This is a genomic window from Candidatus Berkiella aquae, from assembly GCF_001431295.2.
In the GTDB taxonomy this organism is placed as follows: Bacteria; Pseudomonadota; Gammaproteobacteria; order Berkiellales; family Berkiellaceae; genus Berkiella; species Berkiella aquae.
This window is the reverse complement of the sequence record NZ_LKAJ02000001.1, coordinates 773,785-796,050: the sequence shown is the minus strand read 5'-3', so window position 1 is coordinate 796,050 and position 22,266 is coordinate 773,785. Positions and strand designations below refer to the sequence as shown.

Sequence of the window (22,266 nt, the reverse complement as noted above, 5' to 3'; positions counted from 1 at the left end):
AAAAAGCCCCATGTATGAACAGTGTTACCGTCAATGCATGGGGTGTAAATACTAAATCTTTGGACGCAAAATGCGAGTTGTAGTGCCTTCAGAAACGATAGGTACATTCTTAATGCCTAACCCATATGCACTCCCGGCTGTATTTTCCATTAAACTCACGGTATTGCGCGCAGGATCTGCTGCAAGAACAACCCCAACATGCCCATTAATACCACGGTGACCTCGACCATCTACTGTCGACTTATTCCTCCAAATGATTAAGTCTCCTGCTTTGATATTTTTCATATCACTTACAGTTTGCAAACGACTATCTAAATAATCAAATTCACGTGCATGATTTGAACGCCAATGATCAGAATTGTCGATTTCTTGTCTCGTTAAAGCTGAATGCTCTCCGTCACCTGAAATAATAGGTCCTTGGTTTTGGGTAGATAAGCTTTGCCTTCTTCTCATTTTGAAATCATGGAAGCATGCCAAATCATAGGTGAATAATCGGGGATATTCTTTACCAAATAATTCTTTAAGAACATTGGTAACATAGCCACTACAATCACCCATCATGACTTTATCGCCAGAGTTTAATTTTTCAATTTGAGTTGCTCTTAAAACATAACTGTTTAAAGGGGCATAAAGGTACAGAGTATCCATTCCACGCACAATGTGCATATTTTTAACCGCTTCTTTTTGCGCACTATTTAGCTCTAAGCGATAAGCACCTTTCACATTCCTCATTAAAAAATTTTTCTCATCTCTCGCTAAAGAACAATAGATCAGCGCAGTTTTTAACACTGAAACTTCGCGACTTTTATATTCTTTTAAAGGCTTTGGTAGTCGCCCATCTAATAACTCTGGATGATTTTGGATCATCCTTTTTGCCTTTGTTAAGATTTCATCATCCAATAATCTTTGAACACACCATGTTTTAGGATTTTGACCACTACCAAATAAGCTTCGGTTGCTACATAAAATGGAGACGTCTTCATCAATCATTTTAACCACATCGGTTTCACTTATCCGAGTTGAATCTCTTTTACTATGAATAAAGTCGGTTAGGTAGCGAATATCACTTTGAAAGCCTTTGTCTGCCTCTTCAATCACCTTAAACGCATTTTGAATAATAACGTTCGATGCTTGTTCTCTTCGCAATTGTGCAATTTTTACATGAGACAAACCAAGATCGCGAAATAAACCATCTCCCAAGGGAATATCTAGGCTATTTTGAGCACTTGATGTTTGCGCAACACTTACAGGCAGTGTAGGTTGTGAGGTAGCCGCATGAACACTCTGTTGCGAACTTGATGATTGTCGCTTTGCTTGTAGATAAGCTTTTAACGCCGCAATGGTTTTGGGATTATTTTGGTGGTATGCCTGATTCGATAATAATTGGTACATTTTAGTCGTAAAATGTGCGCCTCGAGTTAAAGCGATTATTGCTCCTTTTTGTAAACCATTTTGAAGACAATGATCCAAATAGGCTTGTGTCAATATTTTATGCGCTTCCGGGAAAGTGGCTTTATAGATCGGGTCACTTACTTTCGCAAACATCACTTTTGTGAAAACAGCCCCTTTTCTCAACGCATTCTGGATTTGTTTATCTTGACCGTTAATAACAGCTTGTAACAGTGTATCTTGCGGGTTGAGGCTTGAACTTGCAACAGGTTTTCTTTTTGATCGTAAATAAGTCCTAAGCGCTTTAATCATTTTAGGGTTATTTTGACGATATGCTTCATTGGATAATAGTTGATACATTTTAACGGTAAAATGGGCACCTTGAGCTAAAGCTTTAATTGCCCCTTTTTGCAAGCCATGTTCAAAGCAATAATCTAGATAAGTTTGGGCCAATCTTGCATGTTCTTCAGGGTAAGTTGCTTTATAATGAGCATCTCCAATTTTATTAAACAGCGTTGATACATCGCTAGTCGCCTTAATGGCAGGCTCTACTTCTATTACAGGCAGGTTGTCTTGGCACAATACGTTATAAATATTCTCATGATGATAGGTTGATTTTCCAAGCATATTATCTACATTGATTATGTTATCATGACTTGGTTCGCTACTATCATGACCATGTATAAAATTAATTTTGTATCCATTGTGTTCAGCTGGCCTATCTAGGCCAACATAATTTCGATTCCAAATCATATGTTCTATGGGAAATTTTTCTTGCTGTTCAAGATCAAAATTCATACCATAGAAACCGTGAGCTAACATAGCTTGCTCAATTAATTCACCCATTCTATTCGTCATAACATAATCATTTGAAAATTTCTGATTAATGCGGTCAATCGTTTCCGCTAATGCATTTGCAGAAGTATCATCGTAAGCAATGCCTAATTTATTGGCAACGAATCGAATATTTTTCAAGCCCACACCAGCATGGGTTGAAATAGAAATTTCGTTATCACTTAAGGCATAATCTATTAATTTCAAATGAGGTTTATAGGCCGAATCAGTCATTTCAAGTACTTCTTCACGGCTGATTAAACCCTTTTCAATTAGCCTTTGCATATTAGACATCGAGACCCCAAAATGCATTAACATTCCGGGATAAAATTGTTCTTGACTTTCATAGGCTGTGACAAAATCAGCATCGTGATTTGAATAATTTATCTCAAAAGGAACATGACTGTCATGCAGCTTTTTAAGTATCTTTAGTGTAAAATAATCATTTTCTCCTCTGTCGCAAACGACATCTCCTACCAAGTTGATAGCTGATTCAGCATTTACTTTCGTTGAAGATAATATTTCATTAAATTTATTTAATTGCGCTTTTGTCAGCTCTTCAGGAGCAGTGTAATAAATTTCAACAAATGCCTCATAATCTGTCTTGGAGATTTTTATCACGCCATGACGCACTAACATATACATCAATTTTAAAGCATTACCATGAAGATCGCCCATGGTGAATTTAGTTCCTCTTTTAGCGACATGAGCACTATCTCTGTCAGGAAATGAATTAATATCAACTTGCGTGTTGTACTGTATATTCGACATCAAAAACCTCTAAAATTTCAAATTATTTCTATTTATTTATTCAACAATAAGTGGCATGTTAGTGACAATGTTGAAAAATAAAAATACATTTGAATTTTATTCAGATAAGCGTGATAAAAAAATGGACAGGTTATTAGCAAAATTGTTTAATCTAAGAACATTTCTTAGTATTTAAAATATAAAGCTGAGAATTATTCTGTCAGCAGAATGATAGCGTGTTGTATTTTTTTCAAATGTTATTGCACTTTTCAATGACGAAAAAAAAGAGGTTTAAAGCATTCTACTCTAAACCTCTTCAAGGGGAATGTTATTCTTCTTTTAGAGTCGTGCTCTTTCTGCCGATGCTGGCTCTTGCATCTTTGCTTGCTCTTCTTGTTCATGTGTTTGCTCAGCATCCTGCTGGTCAAATTGAACTGTAAACACAGGGGCTGCGTTCATCAAAGCTTCATCAGCGCTTCTATCACCCAACATCCCTACTAAGCGATCACAAGATCCCGTAATCAATTTAAAAAGTTCTTCAAATCCAGTCATAATCTTTAAATGACGTTTAGCTTCTACCTTCCAGTTATCAAGTTGTTTTTGAAGTGTTTCAATAGCTTTTTTATACTCTGGTATAATCTCATTTTTTAATTTTTTCTTTTCAGCGCGTGATAATTTTCCTTTCTCTAACATTGATTCATGAACGGCTAAAGCCTTTTGCAACTCCATTTCTTGCATACGTAACGCTTCCATTTTTGGCGCCGCAATTTTCAACATTGCAGTAGCACCTTGATAAGCAGCTTCAGCATCGGCAAGTGTTCTTTGTCTTAATTCTAATACTTCTGGTACGACTTTTGCTAAACCAGCTTCAATCGCTTCTTCAACGGCGGGATTGACTAAATTCATGGTGAAAAAAACGTTCGCATGTAAATCCTTGCCTGCTGGTTCCATGCTAAGACTGTCTTGTATTGCTGGTCCCCAAACAACCGCTAAATTCAAAGGTGTCATACGGTTATATTTTTGCTGGATGGCTGTACGGCGACTAATATCAAGCGCGATATTTAAAATTTGTGCGATTTCTCTATCATTATTGTTTGTGTCTAAACTGTTAATAAAATCTAAAAAAGCACCTTGGCTATTGCCACTTTCTAACTTTTCCACCAATGATTTTACACGCACATCGGTTGCTGGCAATAATTTGACTTGTAATAAAGTATACTTTAGTGCATTCGCAAGATCATAAGCTGAATATTGAGTCCAATCAATTTTTTTATGATTTTGAATATTTTCTACTAAATCGATATGCGTGCGGCCACCTGATGAAATTCTGAAAATACCATCGGTATTTAATAATTCTGGATGTGCTAAGAAATGCGCGTTGATTGATTCAAATACACGTAATGTTTGTTGAATTGGACCTTCAGCTGCCATGATGTTTCCCCGTTGTTAAAATATATTGTCTAATAGTAAGTGAGTTAAATTTATCAATAATCTAAGGGGTTTCACATCGGAAATAGTCTTAGAAAGAGCACTATTAATGATTAGTAGCCTGATAAATAAGGGATTATTTAACATACCGGTATAAAAGAAGAGATGAATAGCAGGTAAAATAGGATGATTGGTTGTCGAATATAAGATTTCCGCAGTCCCCTGCTTCGCTTAAGAAGCTACGCAGGGCAAGCATGCTAAACATACTTCCGTTTAGCGTGATATTGCGAAATATATTCATTATCATTGCCTTGAACCGCCTTTACTTTTTTATTCCACTCAACTTCCCATTGCGAAGGGGGATATTTTTTATTCCAACGTTGATACATTTTTTCTTGAGTATCACTCAGCTTAAAAGCATAAGTATCGGCCATATATAAATGCGCACGCGCAATTAAGCCTTTCGCTTCATCGCGTGGCTCAACAACCCGATATCGGGTATCAATAATAATTTTACAACCATGAAAATTATATTTTTGTTCTTTAGATTCTGGATAAAATTCACCAAAGCGATAATCATTTCTTGCTTGATTGACTTCACCGACTGATGGTACCAAATTGTGAAGATCGGTATACATTTTACGAAATTCTTTGTCACTTTTTTCGCAGCATTTTCGTCCTTTATATTTTTTACCTTCTTTCACTTCACAAATAGGTTCTCGCCAACACTCCCTTTGTTTTCCGAACCATGATGCTGGCACCAAATGTTCCCATTCCACGCGATGTGCTCTTCGTGAATCGCCAGGCGTATAAGAACAGCTTCCATGATCGACATTTAACTGCGAATCAAATTTACAACCACAATAAAGGGTTTCAGGGTAATCTAGCCAGATTAATTTAGCCTGCTTTTTGGCCTCTTGAAAACTTTTAGGATGTTCAGCGGCTAATGGAAAAATCATTAAGAATAGATTAAGAAATAAAAAGATCCTCAAGTGCTTTTTTATCATAGGATGCTCTGCTTATTATTATTGTTATAGGAGATAGCATTGATAATGCTAAAGCATATTAGCAGCTCTGTATAAGCTTGTAACGAGCATCTCTATGTTGCATTAAATACTTCAATATGCAGGATTCACTCTGCCATTTTAAGGTGTTACCTCAACTTTATGCAAGTTCCACCCTGCCATTTTGCCTTGTGCTAATCGTTCAATGCGTTTTAATCTAAAATCGTCACTCGCAGAAGTATTTAAAATATCAGAAAAGTATAAATTCATTCTTTCAAAATAGTATTGCAGAATACAAAATCGACGATAGGTTTTGTCTACTTGAAAGTCAGGTCGCACCGATTGATAGCCCTCAAGGAAACCAGCGACTTCTTCTTTCATCCATAAATCACGCTCTGCCGGTGCCAGTCGCATTTCATCCCAATCAATAATGTAAATATCATCGGGGGTTTTTACTAAAATATTGGTGGCAATATCCCCATGCGTAATGACTAAAGCTTCATGTTTTTTTTGACATTGTTCACCTAATGTTTCAAGCTCAGCGATATAACGTTGATTTTGTGCCTCATGCATTTGTAAAAGTGATTTTAATGCTTGAATAACAGGATCGGTACTTTGTGAATTGAGGGTATTTTCCATTCGCTGCATGAATAAAGCTTTATTAGGAAAGGTAAAGGATTCTATCGGTGCTTTTGCATTGATGCGCGGTGATATTGCATGCACTTTTGCAATATTTTTCCCTAAAGCAAAAGGGCTATAATCAAAGCTTTGTTTCACTTCAATATAATCATAAAGGACAATCAGGGTATCGTCTTGTAATAGATATAAGCAATTCCCACCCCGAATAGGGTAACTTATATTTTCAATACCTTTTTGATACATCTCTTCAACAACAGGCAGGGTAGCCATAATCCCGGGGGCAAGCAATTCATTGTTAATCACTTTACAAAAATAAAGCGACTTATTCTCATCTGTTAATATATAGGTTTTTGCAACGAATTGTTGAGGACCATTGATGCATGCTTTAATACGAATATCATAGAATGCTTCAATATTCGTTAAATAGGTTGGATTGATATCAGCTTGCATTTTAATTCCCTTTCTTTCCAACCACTAAGCAACTTTGATAAAATCCAATACAACCTGCTGGATCAGCAATTAATTTATCGAGTTCTTTTTCTTGTTTTTCCCATTCGCTCAAGGTCATACCATGTGCTAAAGAATACTCTTTAAATCCTTCACGCGAAGCGCCTCCTAAAAGCTGTTTATGCTGTGAAGTATAAAGTAGAGGTTGATATAAGCTGGCATGCGTTACTTCAAATCCTACCGTTTTCATTTGATGAAATAGTTTCATACCAAAGTTGCCATCTCGATCTTCACCTTCTTTATCTAATGGCAGTGGATTTTCTAATCTTTCTCTTCCCCAAGCACTAATTTTAGGATAAGTAAATGCAGCACTGACCACACCCTCTTCTGCAATAAAGATGCCACCGGGTGACAAAAGATTAAAGACTTTTTCAATGATAAGAGTAGGATTGTTCACATGATGCAAAATAAATCGACAATAAACCATATCAAAATTCAAATTCAGTTTATCAATATCATAAGCAGAATGGACTTTAAACGTTAACCATGTTGGCGCAATGTTTTTGGTTAATTCAGTGGTAGCATTAATTTGATTTTCGCTATTATCAATGGCAACGACTTTCCCGTTTTTACCAACCTGGCTTGCAAACCAAACACTCATCGCACCTCGGCCACATCCTATATCTAATACGCGAAAACCTGGTTTTAATCCCGCTGATAGAATATGCTGTTGAGTATTATCATTAAACATAACATCTAATATATCGAGTCCTTCTTGGCCTTTTTTACCAACTTCAAACTCATATTTGTCTTCTCTCATGATTAAAGCTCCTATTCAAAGTAGGATTCAGTCCTTTATTTTATTTAACATCTCTGAATTTTCGCATTGGTTTTATATCATCTAGTTCAGCTTTTAATTGATCTTCGGCTGAAAAATGGGCAGCCTTAACGAAGCTCTGTTTTACTTCTTTATATGGCAACAAGGTGGTTTCTATGTCAAATTCTGATCGAGAAAGAAGTTTGTTTAAATGGGTTAATAATAGGTTGTTAAAAAGTGATTTTAAATCTTGTTCGGTCACTTGTTCTTGCCCTTCTTCTGGCTCAAAGAATAATGGGAGCATAAATCTTAATTCATTGTGATAATAAGGTTTAATAATATCAAGAACAGCATCAGGTACTTTAGCTAAAAACAGTTCTTTATTATTTAATTGATTGATATGATTTAATATGTTTTCTAAATTGGTGTTAGGGGATAAGAGCGCCTCTGTAAATATTTTTTCGATGGCTTGGAGCATTTCTTTATTGAACATCAATGCTTTGTCAGCAGGAATTCTCTGAATACCTTCTCGTATTTTTGCTTTTAACATTATCATGTCAATCATGGGCATCCCTTCATCTGATTATTTAATCAACTTCATTATAACAATTGCACAGCAAGATGCGAAGGGTATTAATAGACAGGTTATAATGTTTTAGAACGTTGCCTTGGCGCTGTTACTTCTATCACAGGTTCAGTGGTTGAGGTTTTTGGCTTCGCTTCAGATGCTCTTCTTGCCTCAGTATGTTGAGTTAAAACATTAGGGTTAGAGAGCGTTAGATGCTCATGGCTTGTAGGTTGTTGCGGTTGACCGCTACTGGTAATTGCTTCCATTCTGGAATGTAAATGTGACGATAATTCCGTTTTCATTTCATTTTCCTTTTCTTTTTTATCTTTCATATGATCATCAATTTTTGTTAGTAATTTAATCGCCTCTGCCCCTTTTTCTTTTTTCATTGCCTTTTCAGTTTTACTCTTTTGATACTTATCCCATAAGGATGAAACCCCATAAACAACGCCAACAGCGGCTGCTGTTAAGGTTAGGATGCCTGCGACAGGCCATAATGCAGGAACACAAATACTAACGGCCAAAGCGAATCCTGCTGCCGCAAATCCAATACTTTTGGCCTTTTTATTTCTGTCCATTTTGGCAAGTTTAACTTCATTTCTTTTGTCAATGGCTTCTAAACTTTTGTTATATAAAGCTTTAGCATCACCAATCATGCTTTGTTTAGGATCTTTGGTAAATAAAGAAGCAAATTTTTCTTTATCCTCTAAATTCTTTTTGCCACCTTCTATTTTTCCCTCAATATCTTTTTTTTGCTTTTCTAGATTTTCAGTTAGGGCCGCCCGTAATTCTGTTATGCCTTGGTTAGGATTTAATGCCTGTGCATCACTTTGATAAGACCGAGATTTTGCCAAATGCGTTGCTGGTTCTTTCTTTTTTTCAAGCTCTGCTTTAATTTCCGCTTCTCTTAAATTTAAATAGGTTTGTTCAGTCTCTTGAGATACGGTGCCACCTTTATAAGGTTCACTGTTATATTTGGTAGGAATATTTTTTTTCTGTTCTCGCACTTCATCGAGCATAGTTTCTAAATTTTGTATTTTTTCATAATGCGATTTTAACGTGGTGTATTTATTGATTTTATCATCAATCAGTTTCATCTTTTCTTCGATGACGGGCTTGTCGCTACTTTTCGCTGTTTTCAATTGTTCAACAAGCTCATTTTTGCTTACTTGATAAAGATCAGCTTTTTCTTGGGTACGTTTGATATTGCCTTCTATCGTCGTGGTAAGATATCTGTCTTTGCTTTGTTCCTTTGCAAGTATATTATGCTTAGCAGATTTTTGGGTTAATTCACTTTGTAATTCTCGTGCCTCTTCTGCCAAGAATGCCAGTACTTGAGGATCTTCTGCCGTTGTTTCTTTGGGTGCTATTTGCGCAAGCATTTTAGCGACATTTTCTTTTTGTGCCTCTAATGATTTAATATTAGCTTTGGTGTTTTCAAGATCATGATAAAGAGCCGTATTCGCTTCAAACGACACATTAGCCTTTTTTAGTTCATCTTCAAGTTGCGCAGATTCTTTTTTCAATTTTCGAACATAAAGCGATTCTTTCAAGAAATCGACAGTGCTTTTCACTAAGCTAGTACCACTCACAATCGCCGCTGCAACCGGTGCTGCGACTACTGACGCACCCAATACCACCGCAGCCGCAATACTCGATGCGGCAATATTGCCAGCGTAAACTATCGATAAGCCAATTCTGCCTAATAAACCATGCTTTTTCTTTTCTTCTTTATCTCGCCAGAGTTTTCGCAGATCATTCGCATTTTCAGCAATGGCAAAAAACTTGAATGCGGTTGTACCAAATGAAACAACCTCTTTCGCTACGCCCATAATTAGGGAGGGATCTTTCACCGCAACACTGGCACCCGCTGAAACATTGGCCCAAGCATCTTTGACAACCTGCGGATCAAATTTATCTGGCATAGTGACCTCACTTAAGTAACTACACGAAAGTAAAGGGTAATTCTTATCCTTTCAATCATATGCCTAATTTAATTTTGGGTAACTATGTCTAAGGTGGGTGTTAGGTGTGAGGTCAAAGAAATATTTTGGATAGTTTATTTGATATTTTGACTGTTTAGAAGATTTTTTGAGTAAACGGGGACATTGTCCCCATTTTGATTAACAGAATTGATATCGTAACCCTAGCATAAATGAACTCGAAGGTATTAATTGGTTAATGACATAATTAACCTTTTGAGCACTATGGGGAATATCAATCATGAGATTGAGGTTAACTTTATTAGTAAGGTTATATCCAAAGCCTAAAGCGACTTTGGCTGTAAATCCCTCATAATCATTTTTAACATTATTGTAAATGGGATTAATGAACGGCGAATCCTGCCAAACATAGGCAGCACCGAATTTGGCAACCAAATCGAAGCGCTGTGTGACAAAGTAATCAATGACAAACAAAGCATCAAGATAAGTGCTCTTATATTTTCGCTCTCGTGGTGAATCATAAAAATATTGACAGGTATAATTAAGGTTTTGAAATAAGTTAAGCCCTGTTTCTAAACCTAAATGTAATCGCTCGGTTGTGTGCCATAAATACCCAGCTGCTAACCTACCAGCAACACCATTATGGTGATCATAGATATCGATACCATATCGACCTATTTGTGCACTCACATAAGGACTAGCATTGAGAGTGAACGTGGAAAACAATGCACTCATAGTGAGTGCTAACTTTGCAACGTGATTCATAGCGATATACTTCCCTTGCTACATAAATTAAGCAGCGGGGATTTTACGCGATATTAGTAACATTGCAAATAATTCGCTCCAATACGTCATTTTGTTTTTAGCAGTTTCGCCGCTGCCGCGGCTCTGGGTGGAGAGCGGATATCATTTCCCCCCATTACGGCTTCGCCTTCATGGGGGGCTAGCGAATTTCCTCGCTGCCGCAGGAAGAAATTATATTCTCCAAAATATACAATAAATACGATATAACCATTTTTGTATATAAGTAGTGTAATAATGAGGAAAGATCTTGAGCAGCGGAAGCTGCGACATTCGCTAGCCCCCCATGCAAGCGCGAGCTGCAAAGCAGCAAGAGCTGGAATGGGGGGTAAATTCACACACCTACCGAAACCGCGGCAGCGGTGACACTCTTATTAATAATTCAAATGAACTAATACCCCGCCTGTGCTCTAATATCATCGAGTGCCGGATCAAGACAAGGGTTGGTGCTAATTACGGCATTTGCAAGACCACCACAATTGGCTGCAACCTGTTGGATTGTCGCAGAAGGTATATTCAAATCAGGATGAGCTCTTCCTAAAAAACCCATATAGCTGTTTAAACATTCCTGTGAAACATTGGGACATTCAAAAGCACTTGAGTAACCTTCATAATAATAAATGCTCTGGCTCGCACCAGCAACCATCGCAATTTCTTTATGATTCATTATTTTCATAATACACCCTTACAATTTTATAAATATGGTTCTAACGCTACCGCAAAAGCATCTACAAAACATTTTCTTACATTAGATATGTCATTTGTTCTACAATTCTGAAAAAGAGCCCTGTCCACTGAGCCCGTAGACATAACTTGAATATAACTGTCTAAGCATGCCTGAGAAACAGAGCATTCGACAGGAAATGTAATGCCAGAGATTTCAGCGGTGGCAGTGCTACCAGCAGAAATCGTTTTCAATTCAAAATTTTCTATTAACTTCATAACTTCCTCGTTAATTTTCTTATTTATATTAATTTCATATTTAATTATCTAAACTTCAAAATCAATCGCCTTTTGTAAATTAGCTCGATCGCGTTTTGCCACATCAGGGTATAGATCTTCGTATCTATTAATAAGATGTAAACAAAAGTCTACAATAACTTTTTTAAAAAGTGTTATATCAATATATTCTACACCTTTTTTATACTCAAAATATAATTCGCCATTAGGAACATCATATGGAAATTCATTATGCCATGAGATCTCTATTTGATTATTTATACATCGCATAAATAAATCAGGTAAAAATGAACCATCTCGATGTCTTAAAATTCCATGATTCTCTATCCATTGATCTCTAGCATCTCGTTCTTCCATATCAACTTGGTTCCAATCTATATTGGCATATCCTGATATATCATCATTAGGTCCCTCAACAAGCTTCGTTTCTTCAATTATATCAATCGAAGTATTTGACTTAGACTTTATCGGAAATGAATCTTCTTTTATATAACAAATTAAGTATTGACAAAATATTTCTACTATTGTTGTAAGATCAGCCGTATAAGTTGCTTCTTGGCCCCATCCCTTAAACTGAAATAAATTCTTTCCATTGACCCAAAAATACATACTTCCATAGGTTAGATAAACTTTAGGATTACCTACAATTTCTGGATCATCTGGATAAGCTTCAAGATATGTTTCATATCCAATTCCAAAAATATTTTTATCACCAAATATATTCATTGCTTTCTCTTTTAAACTATTAATTCTACATTTTTAGCAATTGCCTGCGCCTCTTAGCATCGATTAACTTATCTCTTTCGAATTGCTTAAGAATATTGTCACCAACTTCTGAAATAATACTCTTCGAAATTTCATAGGAATGCCACTTTCCATCATTACTGGTTCTGAATTTAATTATTTTATCATCATAATAATTAAATCTTACATTTTCATTTTTGGGTGAAACATAAGAAGTATCTAATAAAAATTGACCTACCTCTGCATTAGGAATCGGATTGACACTCGCATTATTCCAAAAGGCACCCGGCCCTTTTGCACAAGGTTTATGTTTAGGATAATCATGATCATAGATACCAACCTTACCCTTAATATCATCACGTCGATATATATAATCAAAAATTCGAGTGATCAATAAGGGTGAGGTATATGAGGTGATTTTTTCACCTGGTTGAGTAACTAATGTCTCCGTTTTACTCCCACGTGAGGATACTACTGGGAATGTTGTGGAATCAAGTTCAGATACTGTTTCATTGGGATTTTGCCCTGAATAGGGCTGCAATAATTTATTTAATATAAATAACCTTAAGGCCCAATCTCCTGCAAAACCACTCGGTGTTGGTTTTACCCCTTCATCACTCGCAGTATATTCTGCCATTAATTCATTTAACTGCACTTCAATATTTCTATGAGCTTCTCTAATAACACCTGCCTCTGCAATTGGTGCACTCATTATTCCTGTAGCAAGAGGCGCTGCAGCTTGGGCATCACCTATTCCTAGCAATTTGAGAAGGTTTTTGATTTTGCTATTTTTAGGTGTACTGACTTTTACAGTAGATTGACTCGTTGATTGTTTAGCTAGTAATTGGTCACCAAGCCCGCCTAATGCCGCCAGATTGGGTTTCAAAGGTGATTTTGATAACAAATCTTGGATAACTTCCCTTCTATCCTGACTTTGTTTGCGCGTCTCAGCAGGCTGTCCTTTTTTCTTTGTTTTGACTTTTGCTTCATCTGTTTCTTTGGTTGAATCAAGCAACTTTTCCAATTGCTCTAATAACACCCCTTGAACAAACGGATTATCTAAATCAAGAACCGTTTCACCTTGACTGGTACACGAACTAATAACCGGCACCGCCGTGTTACAACCTTGTGACTTGGATATCGTTTGCGACTGTTGTTTAAGTTCAGGTAATTTGAATTCGGGTCGTAAAACCTTTTCAGCGCCACGTAAGTTATAGACGTTATAGCCTGCAACATTGACACTCACTTGGGTTGCTTGACCTGTTTGTTTGTTTAATTGCAAGCCAACAGAACCCGGTGTTCCTCTTCCACCTTTAAAATCTTTAAAAGGGACCCAGCCAATGGTTTTACCGAAAATTTCATTGATAAACGGTTTTAAAATCCGTTTATAACGGGGAACATGTTTTTTCTTTTGCGAGTCAGTTAGTTTTGCAAGGATGTACTCATACAAGCGACCTTTGGCACGCTTTGAATTTGCTAATTCGTTATAGTAGATTTGATCATAATAGGTTTGTCGTTCAGACTCAATTTGTGCTTTATTACCAAATTTGGGATAAAACGAATATCGATATCGAATAATTTCATCTGCACAATATTTCGCAATCTGCTCTTCATTACCTGCACCATTAATATAAGCATTATCAATGATATTCCGAATAACATTGGCAAGGTTGGTAACATCTAAAAAATTGCCCTTGCATTCTTCAAATAAATTATCCGTCTCATCAGACCAATATTGTGCTCGCTGATTAGCAATGTCGCTATTATAAAATCGAGATTTTTCCCATGCTGCATCGACTTCTTGCTTTAAAGCTGCTCTTGCCTGTGCAGATTTAGAAACATCATATTCAGCAAATTTCAGCTCCATATATTTTTCCTGCCACTGCTCATGATAGGTATACCCTTCAGTTAATTTAAAAAGTTCCTGCTCTTTTTCATAAGCCGTATCAACTAAAGTTTTTTGCTTATCAACCGCATGTTGCCTTTTATCAATAATCGATGCAGACTTCCCCTCATTTTTTGCTTGCTCTAAACTTTCAGTCAATTCTTCTAGTCGCTCTCCAGCCTCACTCCATTCAATGACTTGCAACGCATGTAATCGCTCATTTTTAAAGACCGAATCTTCCATTTGGTTCAATATCCCTTTTTCAAGTACACTGATACCCTGGTGTTGTAACTCATTTAGCTTTAATGGCAGATAGCTAATGACATTGTGTGCGGTTCGTAAAGTAGAAAAAATGGGATTCTCTTTAATGGCAGATAAAACCGAAGGGCTAATATAGGACGTAAGCCGCTCAATAGGATAATTGGCAAGCTTATTTCCCTTCATTGAAATAGAATCAACAGTTGCAACAACCGGAGTTAACCATGAAGCCGCTGATTCTCCGACAACAGCTTGCAAATTATTATGAACGTGATGGCAATAGCGTTCATCTATCTCATAATTGCTCTCTGTTCCTGTTACCCATGACTGAGCTAGTGCATCCGATACTAAATGCAAAAGCGCTCGATCATTTTCATGTGGAATATAATCGGATATCCCATATATACCAGCACTCATTGCACCTGACAGTAAATAATATTCCGGCATTAAACCAATGGAAATGATTTCATTTACTGCAGAAGGCAAAAATTCTTTGCCGGTTTTTGCATCAACGCCTATCATCGGCGCAGTAGAGGCGCCTATTTTGCCAAGCAAAGAAAATAAGGGTCTTTTGATATAATCTTGTCCAAAATACCAACCCACATTTAAAGCACATAATGGCACTGAAACATAAACCAACCCTGCCATTCTTCCAAGTGCAAAACTAACATGCCCCCAACTATAAATTCGATTCTGCTGCACCTGATGAGTATACATTTGCTTCTGATGAAAACGATCGACGCAATAAATTCGCGCACTATTGGCTTTATGAGCGCCTATAGCGGTATAGATCTGCATCGTATCTAACCATGAGTCAGAACGACTTAAACGTATATCTAATGAATCACGATAATGCATTCTGTCTAGATGATATTCAAAGGTTCTGCCAAATTTATCGTGTACAAAGCCGCATTCAGTTAAAAAAGCCATGGCATGCGCTTGAATACGTGTACGCTGTGTGTGCGATAGTGGCTTGTCGCATTTTTGTTGAAGGGCATCAACAGCAAAATCTTCAAATGTTGACTCTAAAAAATGATATTTATCGTTTGCTAAAGCATAATGCAAGGGACTTGTTTCACCGCTCACCTGTAAACAATACTGGCTTGCGATAAAACAGTTTTCTAATTGCTGATCATCTTCATTTTCTATTGCAATACAAGCTTTTTGTGCAAGCAGCATAATCAATTGCCGGATATTTTCTTGACTTACTTTCTTTAAATCGATTGAAGTCTTAAATAAGGTCGGTAGTTGTTCATAATAAGAGATCAGATTGTTAATCAGCGCAGGTTTATTCTGCTCTAAGCATCGCGCTATCACGTTCATTTCCGCTTCACTGAGCTGAAAACTTTCAGCTTTTTCATAGCGCTTTACTTTCGATTGAAAAACGCAATGGAGCAACATTCGCTGTACCGCTAAAACATAATCTGAATTGCTACCAGCACTCATCGATAATGTCAGCGCTTTGGATAAAGCACTGGTTTCTTGATTGTTCAAACCATCTTGCGACAGGATGGCTTGCAACAAAACCATATCTTTGTGTGCTATCGCTACCTGCAATGCATCTTCTGAAAAGGTTAACGGTTGGTAGCAAAGAAACGAATACAGCGATTGCGCAAAATTAAAACAGATGGCGGTATCATATGCTTGTTGCACCAAGTCGATATCACGCCTATCTGCATATTGCAAAATAAGTGACAACATCGCCCTATTATCTTGATAAGCTGCCACTTGTAACACAGTCATCTCTGTCATGAAGGCTGTGAGACCTGTTTTAATGGTTATTTCACGATTAGCTTTAATTCGCCAATCTTTGCCTTGTTTTAACAGTTCTGCAGCACGCTCAATATTATTTTCATAAACCGCTTTATGCAGTGCTGTCCATTGCTTTGGCAAACCATCTACAATGGGGGGTAAATATTTCGATGTGACCTTTGAACTAACCATGTTAACAAATGGAATCCCATTGATTAAGAACTCGCTTAATCCTTGCTGTAAAACTTGGCTAGACGATTCTGTTTTAAACGCACTAAAAGGGGAATATTGTCTTAATGCCGATTTATGTAAATAAATAAGCTCGTCTTTTTCAACTTGATGCCATTGTTCATTTTCAAAGGTCATCGATAAAGTGAATATAGGATTTCTATGTTGATTCTCAACCGCCTTGCCAAACCCTGCGACTAGTTTATCGCTGTCCATGACATAAAATTCTAAGCCAATATTGAGTCGATGACAGAGTGTTTTTAAACTTTGCGCTTGAATATCTTCAAGACCTGCCCCATTCTCTGTGAGCACTTTTCGCAACACGGGACTTAGGATCATAAATTGATCTTGCACCGTGCGATAATGTCTTAATAACATTTTTAACTTAGCCAATAGTTGTTCTTTAGAAAGCGACACATCAAGTTGATAATAGTCTCTAAAGTGATTTAAAAATGCTCGAAACCCTACCGTTTTTAAAAAAGCAGGTTTAGTATTATTTATTACCTCTTCACCAATAATATCGACAACACCGGAAAAGGCACTATTATTTGCCCAATTATTGGCATGTAACACACGATAGTAATCTTCTTGATAGGGTTTGCCATGATTAACAAAGTCGGCTATTTTATCGCGAAAGGCATTTTGTAATAGAATCGTTACTTGATTAGCAATCTCAGGCTGAGCACGCAACCCAATACTCATTTGATGATAATGAGCAAATACTGCCCCTTCTTTTTCTCTGGCTAATTGCCAAGAACTTTCTAGCGAAGCCACCAACTCCCAATGGTTCCCTGTTGCATTTTTAGCAATCACTCTCCCAATTGGCAAAGTCAAGGGAACTGACTTTTCACTTAATTGTTCGTTGGTTAATAAATACCGAAAATCGAAAAGCATACTCGCGCAGAGCAAAGATAATTGAGACTCACTGATATAAACGCACTGAGTCGGATCGCCTTGATATTCACAGTAATGCTGATAGGCCTCATCCCAGTAAGTATTCATTTTGTTTGTTTTATTGAAATGAATGATGTTGGCAATCAATTGCTTGTTAGGAACAAACAGCTCTTCGTGTTCATTTGCTGGATCCCACTCTAATTGCGCTATCCATGATTCCAAATGCTGTTTACTTTTCATCCGGGGATATTCAGATCGATATTCTTGTGCACATCGATTCACAATAACTTGAAAGGATGGTTTTAGATTGTCTTTGTGTTCTTTACTGTTTAATAGCACCCTTTTCAGCGTTAAACGCAACACTGGCCCCAACAAGACTTCCAAATCTACCGGATGCGCATATTTTTCAATTAAATCCGACAGGCAAGCATAAGGGGATTTACCTGGCGTTAATTTGTAGTACTCCGCAAAGGCTTCTTCCAGGTATTGATATCCTTTTGAGCCCTTAAAACGTTTTATTTGCCCCGGCGTTGGTTCATGATTAAATCGAATGGCTTTCATTTTTTCTTCATTGTCACTCAGAAAATCAAGCAAATGAGGAACAAGGAGGTGGACGCCGCAATTGTTATATTGAGTGGAGGTGGAGACGATAATGTGGTTAACTTTCTTACCAGATGCCATAAAATACCCTGCAATCGCTTATGGAAAACCATAAACGTTCCTTGAAAATGAAAAGTGCTAAAAATCTTTGAAAAGTTTTAAAGCTTGGATGTTCTGCTAAATGAACTCATAGCAGTTGATTTTGTAAAGACATGTTGGTTGGGATGCATCGACTACTCCTTCATTCCCTGATGCAAATTGAAGGAACGCATTATAAAAACATGTCTGAAAAATGCAAGTAATTTTCAAGGTATTTTGAGAAAAAAATAGGTGTAGTTCAAAGTTTTATCTGCTTTGAATTATGTCTTCATGGGTGGGCTTTTCATGTTTATTTATGCTCTCTTCGTGTAGAAGGAGCTACAGGTTCGAAGAAGAGAGTTCCTTCCTCCTTTTGCTGTGTTTTTATAGGTTGCTCTAATACTCGTGAAAGCTGTAATGGTTTTTGTCGTTTTGCGGTTCTTCGCAAGCCTCGCAATTCATTAAAAACTTTATCTATCGAAACAGATAATTTTTCTGAATTTTCAAAAACACCTGCAATTTTTTCTTGCAAAATATCAGCTTGTTTTTTGTTTAATCCATTCATTGAGCTTTTAGCACATAGCTGCTTTTTGATGAACTCTTCTTCCTCTTCCGTTATTTTTAAAGCGCTAAACTCATCAAAATTTTGCAGTCGCATTTTTTCAAAGCTTTCTTGCACAATATCAGAAACAGATAAGGCACTCGAAGAAACAATCTCATCTACCAGTGTTAGCGCCATTAAAGCAACTCGTTCAGAATTATTCACCTTAGCCTCTTGAGAAAATATTTGATTAATAATTTCAAACTCTATATATTTTTTTAATTTACTTCCCAATTGTTGCTGTAACATTGGGGGAGGTAAAGCGCTTCCTAATAGGGATTTTATTTGTATTTCGTAAGGATTCTCAATCTCCCGTACTTTCTCTTTTTCTTTCCCTTTCTCACGCTCTTTTACAGGCTTGCTGTCGCTGACCTCTTCAGGTACTTCATTTTCTTTACGCTTGCTTTGTAATCTGTCATAAAATTCTTTGCTACGTCCCTGACCACTTAAATCAGTAAATGCATACTCGATTTCCAGTTTGATTTCTTCGTCAGAAATTTCCTTTTCATCAATCGCTGCTAATTCCTCATCGATAGATTTTAGCATTTGAGAATTTTCAAGCAACAAGGATTTTAAATATGTATTAAATTGATTTCGAATATCCAGTAATGATTGATCAAATTCATTTTTATCAGCTAATACATCTTTAGCATTAGCTTCAGTTAACATAGCTAATGCATAAAATGATTTTTCGTAATTATTTGGAGGAATTGTTTCTAAAAAATGAGTATACCCTCTTATTATAAATGCATTAACATGCTTCAAGATCACGTCACGTCGTGTAGGAGGTAACTGCAGTATAGGATGTCCATCACCCATTCTTGCTATTCTGCCAATTGCTCCTGGAAAGCAGGTTGGACTATCTATTGGGAAATCTTCATGTGCTCTACGCATATCCGCCAGTTGTGAAAGAAAAATATTTTTATCCGGCTCTGCTATAAAGTAATAGGCAACTCGTTTTCTAACAATATCAGATGCATTTGCAATGCTTAAAGCATCTGGCGAAGCTGATTGTGTTGTGAAAATTTGTTGCGTATTCGTGTTGGGAGTTAACAAATTTGGAAAGCGTAAATCATGTGGAGCATCTTGATCATAACCACGCCAGGCAATTTGTGCGCTATTTTCATTAGACACAACAAGTTTGCGCATCTTCGTACTTATTGCTTCATCACCATTTAATAACTGACTTCTGTTTTTATTTATAAATTCAAATAATTTTTGATTATCTTCATTTTTATCAGCGTTACAACTTTCACAAATTGCATCAAGAATATATGCTTTGATCTCTCGCTCAATCGCTTCTACTCGTTGCATGTCATTGTGACCTGGGTATTTTAAAAATGCGTCTTTAAAGGATGGTTCTACCTTGTGTTCAAAATGCCTATTGGCTTGCCTGGTTAATGAATCCTCCATTGACGATTCAGCTTCTTTTCTCCTTGACAAAGAATGGTGAAGTAAAATATCAAATGCGGCCTGGTGTTCAGGTCGTAAAGTTCTCATCAGTTCTTGGTACATTTTTAATTTTAATTCATCAACGTCAGCATCTTCATTTTCTGAAGTGAATCTTTCTAGCTCTTCAACGTCATTATCTAAAATTTTTGTAACTAATTTAAAGCTAATTTCAGCATATTCTGTAATGCCAGTCGTTGTATACATGTCTAATGCAGAAAATGGTGCTAAAATTTGCGGTTTAAGATCTGCTTCTGCCATATCTAAAAGAGCATCAACAATGGCAGGATCTGGCACTTTTGCCGTAGCAGCTTTCATAAAGATTTCAGACTGATTCTGTTTTGGATCTACCCCATTAGTTAATAACCATTCTACAAGATCTCTTTGCCCTTCATCTACCGCAAACAATAATGCAGCATAACCAACACCCCGAGAGAGCTCAAAATGAACGCCTTCAGAAATCAGTGTTTCGATAGCGTTCATTTTTTTCAAATTAACTGCATGCTCAAATATTTTTTGTGGCGACACACCTGCGTTTAATAAATTTTTTATCATTTGTGAAGTTTGATTGTTTTTTTGCCCTTGAATTAAAACATTACGAATAATGGAATCTTCAGAAATTCCATAATCATGCATATAAGTAATAATGTATCTCAATATATTATTATTATAGGATTGTTCTTTAAATGACCTGACTCGACTTGCGCCAATGGCTTCTTTAAATATCTCCCATGTCTCATCATTTGAAAGTCGAATACCATGTTGATGAAGCAATGAAGCTATTTCAAAATTTTTACTCAGTGCAAGACTGATGAATCGATAGGAATTATTTTCACTAATCTGGATGTCTGCTTGCTCAAGCAATATTTTAACACCATTCATATTATTTTTATTTATTAGATCTAATAGCAAGCTAGTACGTTTATCATTGTTCATGTTTGATGCTAATGCTGTGATAAGACGCAATATTGCAGGATTGGGATCGTTTAATTTTTCAAACATACCGATGATTAAAGATGAACTGTCTGATGAGTATCCTTTTAAAATATCTAGAACCTTTTCCAACAAAGCACTTTCATTAGGCATCATTGACAAAAGTAATATCACGCCAGATATATCTTTTTTTGATAATCTGTGTTTTAGTAAATTTTCATATTGTATTGAATCTAAATGACCTCCATGTTGATATAATAAAGTTAGTATAGAGCTGTCATGCGTATTGATGGCCATATCAAGTGCTTGCTTCATAAGTAATGCATCAGGAACCACATCTCCTTTTAGTAGAAAGGAAGCCAGTATATGTTTTCTTTGCACAATACTTTTTTGCAGCAATGTTCTCATCATTGTGCTTGTTAATTTTTCACCTCTTTCGATTAATTGGGTAGCGATATCAAATCGATTCGACGTCAACGCATAGATAAGCGGTTTATGATCAGGTTGTGAAATATCGATTCCTTCGGTGCTTAATAATTTTTGTGTAATGCTGTCTTTACCTTTTAGAATCGCCAATGATAATGCACTTTCTGAGGCTTCAGTAGATTTAGGGTCGACATAATTAACGTTTAAATCTTTTCCGCAATTTAGCAGCAGCATAGTCATGTCATCTTCATCTAGCTGAATGGCAACTTGCAATGGTGTTTTTGCTCGTAAATCCACGGCTGCATTATTTGCAAACGGTAGATCTAACCTTGTCTCCCCCTGAACTAAATCATCGAATGCTGCATAATCACGATCCATGATAGCTTTAGCTAACAAATTCTCTTCGATATAACTATTTACATCTTGTTTTTCAAGCGCATCTACTCGATCGGTTAAAGACATATACCGTTCTAAATAACTAGGTTCTTTTTTACCAAATGAATATTGGAAAAATTGTGACTGATAATCTTCTCGTAATTTTGCAGGTAAAACCAGGCTAAAATTGACAAAAAATTGCTCTACATACAGATCATTCTGGTTAATAGCTAAATTGGCTATTATGCCATAAAGTTTTTTTAACTCTTCATCATCACCATTATTAATATACTTATCGATGTAATTATTAATGATAAGATCAATCAGAATTTTTGATTCATTCTCTTGATTAAAGCGGATGTGTCTTAATAAATCTATCACTTCTTTATAATTTAATTTATTTCTTCGAAGTGACAGTTTTCTAGCAATTTCAGGACTGCCTATTTTGCGATATTGACCTAAA

At 36.5% G+C, this 22,266-nt stretch carries 13 protein-coding genes; all 13 read right to left on the bottom strand.

Going from position 1 to position 22,266, the window contains the following annotated elements:
• Nucleotides 1–51: 51 nt before the first annotated feature.
• Nucleotides 52–2,994 carry a Dot/Icm T4SS effector Wip gene (gene wip, locus HT99x_RS03770; protein ID WP_075065602.1) on the bottom strand — a complete coding sequence of 981 codons (2,943 nt, stop codon included), beginning with the start codon at nt 2,992–2,994 and terminating at the stop codon, nt 52–54.
• Nucleotides 2,995–3,312: 318 nt separating this feature from the next.
• On the bottom strand, nt 3,313–4,404 hold the full coding sequence (locus HT99x_RS03765; protein ID WP_075065603.1) for a RhoGAP domain-containing protein: 1,092 nt from the start codon (nt 4,402–4,404) through the stop codon (nt 3,313–3,315).
• Nucleotides 4,405–4,658: 254 nt separating this feature from the next.
• Nucleotides 4,659–5,408 carry an endonuclease gene (locus HT99x_RS03760; RefSeq protein WP_083482816.1) on the bottom strand — a complete coding sequence of 250 codons (750 nt, stop codon included), beginning with the start codon at nt 5,406–5,408 and terminating at the stop codon, nt 4,659–4,661.
• Nucleotides 5,409–5,546: 138 nt separating this feature from the next.
• A complete protein-coding gene (locus HT99x_RS03755) occupies nt 5,547–6,494 on the bottom strand; it encodes a phosphotransferase (protein ID WP_075065605.1) in 948 nt (315 codons plus the stop codon).
• 1 nt (nt 6,495) lies between these two features.
• On the bottom strand, nt 6,496–7,311 hold the full coding sequence (locus HT99x_RS03750; RefSeq protein ID WP_075065606.1) for a methyltransferase domain-containing protein: 816 nt from the start codon (nt 7,309–7,311) through the stop codon (nt 6,496–6,498).
• Nucleotides 7,312–7,351: 40 nt separating this feature from the next.
• Entirely contained in the window at nt 7,352–7,873 is a 522-nt protein-coding gene (locus tag HT99x_RS03745) for a hypothetical protein (RefSeq protein ID WP_075065607.1), read from the bottom strand.
• 80 nt (nt 7,874–7,953) lie between these two features.
• A complete protein-coding gene (locus HT99x_RS03740) occupies nt 7,954–9,801 on the bottom strand; it encodes a hypothetical protein (protein WP_075065608.1) in 1,848 nt (615 codons plus the stop codon).
• Between the two features lie 198 nt (nt 9,802–9,999).
• Nucleotides 10,000–10,584: an outer membrane protein gene (locus HT99x_RS03735; RefSeq protein ID WP_075065609.1), complete on the bottom strand. Its 585-nt coding sequence runs from the start codon at nt 10,582–10,584 to the stop codon at nt 10,000–10,002.
• 427 nt (nt 10,585–11,011) lie between these two features.
• Nucleotides 11,012–11,296, bottom strand: a complete 285-nt coding sequence (locus HT99x_RS03730; RefSeq protein WP_075065611.1) for a hypothetical protein — start codon at nt 11,294–11,296, stop codon at nt 11,012–11,014.
• A 17-nt stretch (nt 11,297–11,313) separates the two neighbouring features.
• On the bottom strand, nt 11,314–11,562 hold the full coding sequence (locus HT99x_RS03725; RefSeq protein ID WP_075065612.1) for a hypothetical protein: 249 nt from the start codon (nt 11,560–11,562) through the stop codon (nt 11,314–11,316).
• A gap of 48 nt (nt 11,563–11,610) precedes the next feature.
• The gene (locus tag HT99x_RS03720; RefSeq protein WP_075065613.1) at nt 11,611–12,306 is read right to left on the bottom strand and encodes a hypothetical protein; all 696 of its coding nucleotides are present in this window, start codon (nt 12,304–12,306) and stop codon (nt 11,611–11,613) included.
• A 25-nt stretch (nt 12,307–12,331) separates the two neighbouring features.
• Complete coding sequence (locus HT99x_RS03715; protein ID WP_075065614.1) at nt 12,332–18,022, bottom strand: ankyrin repeat domain-containing protein; 5,691 nt, start codon at nt 18,020–18,022, stop codon at nt 12,332–12,334.
• 307 nt (nt 18,023–18,329) lie between these two features.
• Nucleotides 18,330–22,184 (bottom strand): ankyrin repeat domain-containing protein, encoded by a 3,855-nt coding sequence (locus HT99x_RS03710; RefSeq protein ID WP_139016570.1) that lies wholly within the window; start codon nt 22,182–22,184, stop codon nt 18,330–18,332.
• Between the last annotated feature and the right edge of the window lie 82 nt (nt 22,185–22,266).

Bases quoted from the DNA above. Each gene is read 5' to 3' on its own strand.
- wip (WP_075065602.1), bottom strand. From the start codon at position 2,994: ATGTCGAATATACAGTACAACACGCAAGTTGATATTAATTCATTTCCT.
- HT99x_RS03745 (WP_075065607.1), bottom strand. From the start codon at position 7,873: ATGATTGACATGATAATGTTAAAAGCAAAAATACGAGAAGGTATTCAG.
- HT99x_RS03725 (WP_075065612.1), bottom strand. From the start codon at position 11,562: ATGAAGTTAATAGAAAATTTTGAATTGAAAACGATTTCTGCTGGTAGC.
- HT99x_RS03760 (WP_083482816.1), bottom strand. From the start codon at position 5,408: ATGATAAAAAAGCACTTGAGGATCTTTTTATTTCTTAATCTATTCTTA.
- HT99x_RS03755 (WP_075065605.1), bottom strand. From the start codon at position 6,494: ATGCAAGCTGATATCAATCCAACCTATTTAACGAATATTGAAGCATTC.
- HT99x_RS03720 (WP_075065613.1), bottom strand. From the start codon at position 12,306: ATGAATATATTTGGTGATAAAAATATTTTTGGAATTGGATATGAAACA.
- HT99x_RS03740 (WP_075065608.1), bottom strand. From the start codon at position 9,801: ATGCCAGATAAATTTGATCCGCAGGTTGTCAAAGATGCTTGGGCCAAT.
- HT99x_RS03735 (WP_075065609.1), bottom strand. From the start codon at position 10,584: ATGAATCACGTTGCAAAGTTAGCACTCACTATGAGTGCATTGTTTTCC.
- HT99x_RS03765 (WP_075065603.1), bottom strand. From the start codon at position 4,404: ATGGCAGCTGAAGGTCCAATTCAACAAACATTACGTGTATTTGAATCA.
- HT99x_RS03750 (WP_075065606.1), bottom strand. From the start codon at position 7,311: ATGAGAGAAGACAAATATGAGTTTGAAGTTGGTAAAAAAGGCCAAGAA.
- HT99x_RS03730 (WP_075065611.1), bottom strand. From the start codon at position 11,296: ATGAAAATAATGAATCATAAAGAAATTGCGATGGTTGCTGGTGCGAGC.
- HT99x_RS03715 (WP_075065614.1), bottom strand. From the start codon at position 18,022: ATGGCATCTGGTAAGAAAGTTAACCACATTATCGTCTCCACCTCCACT.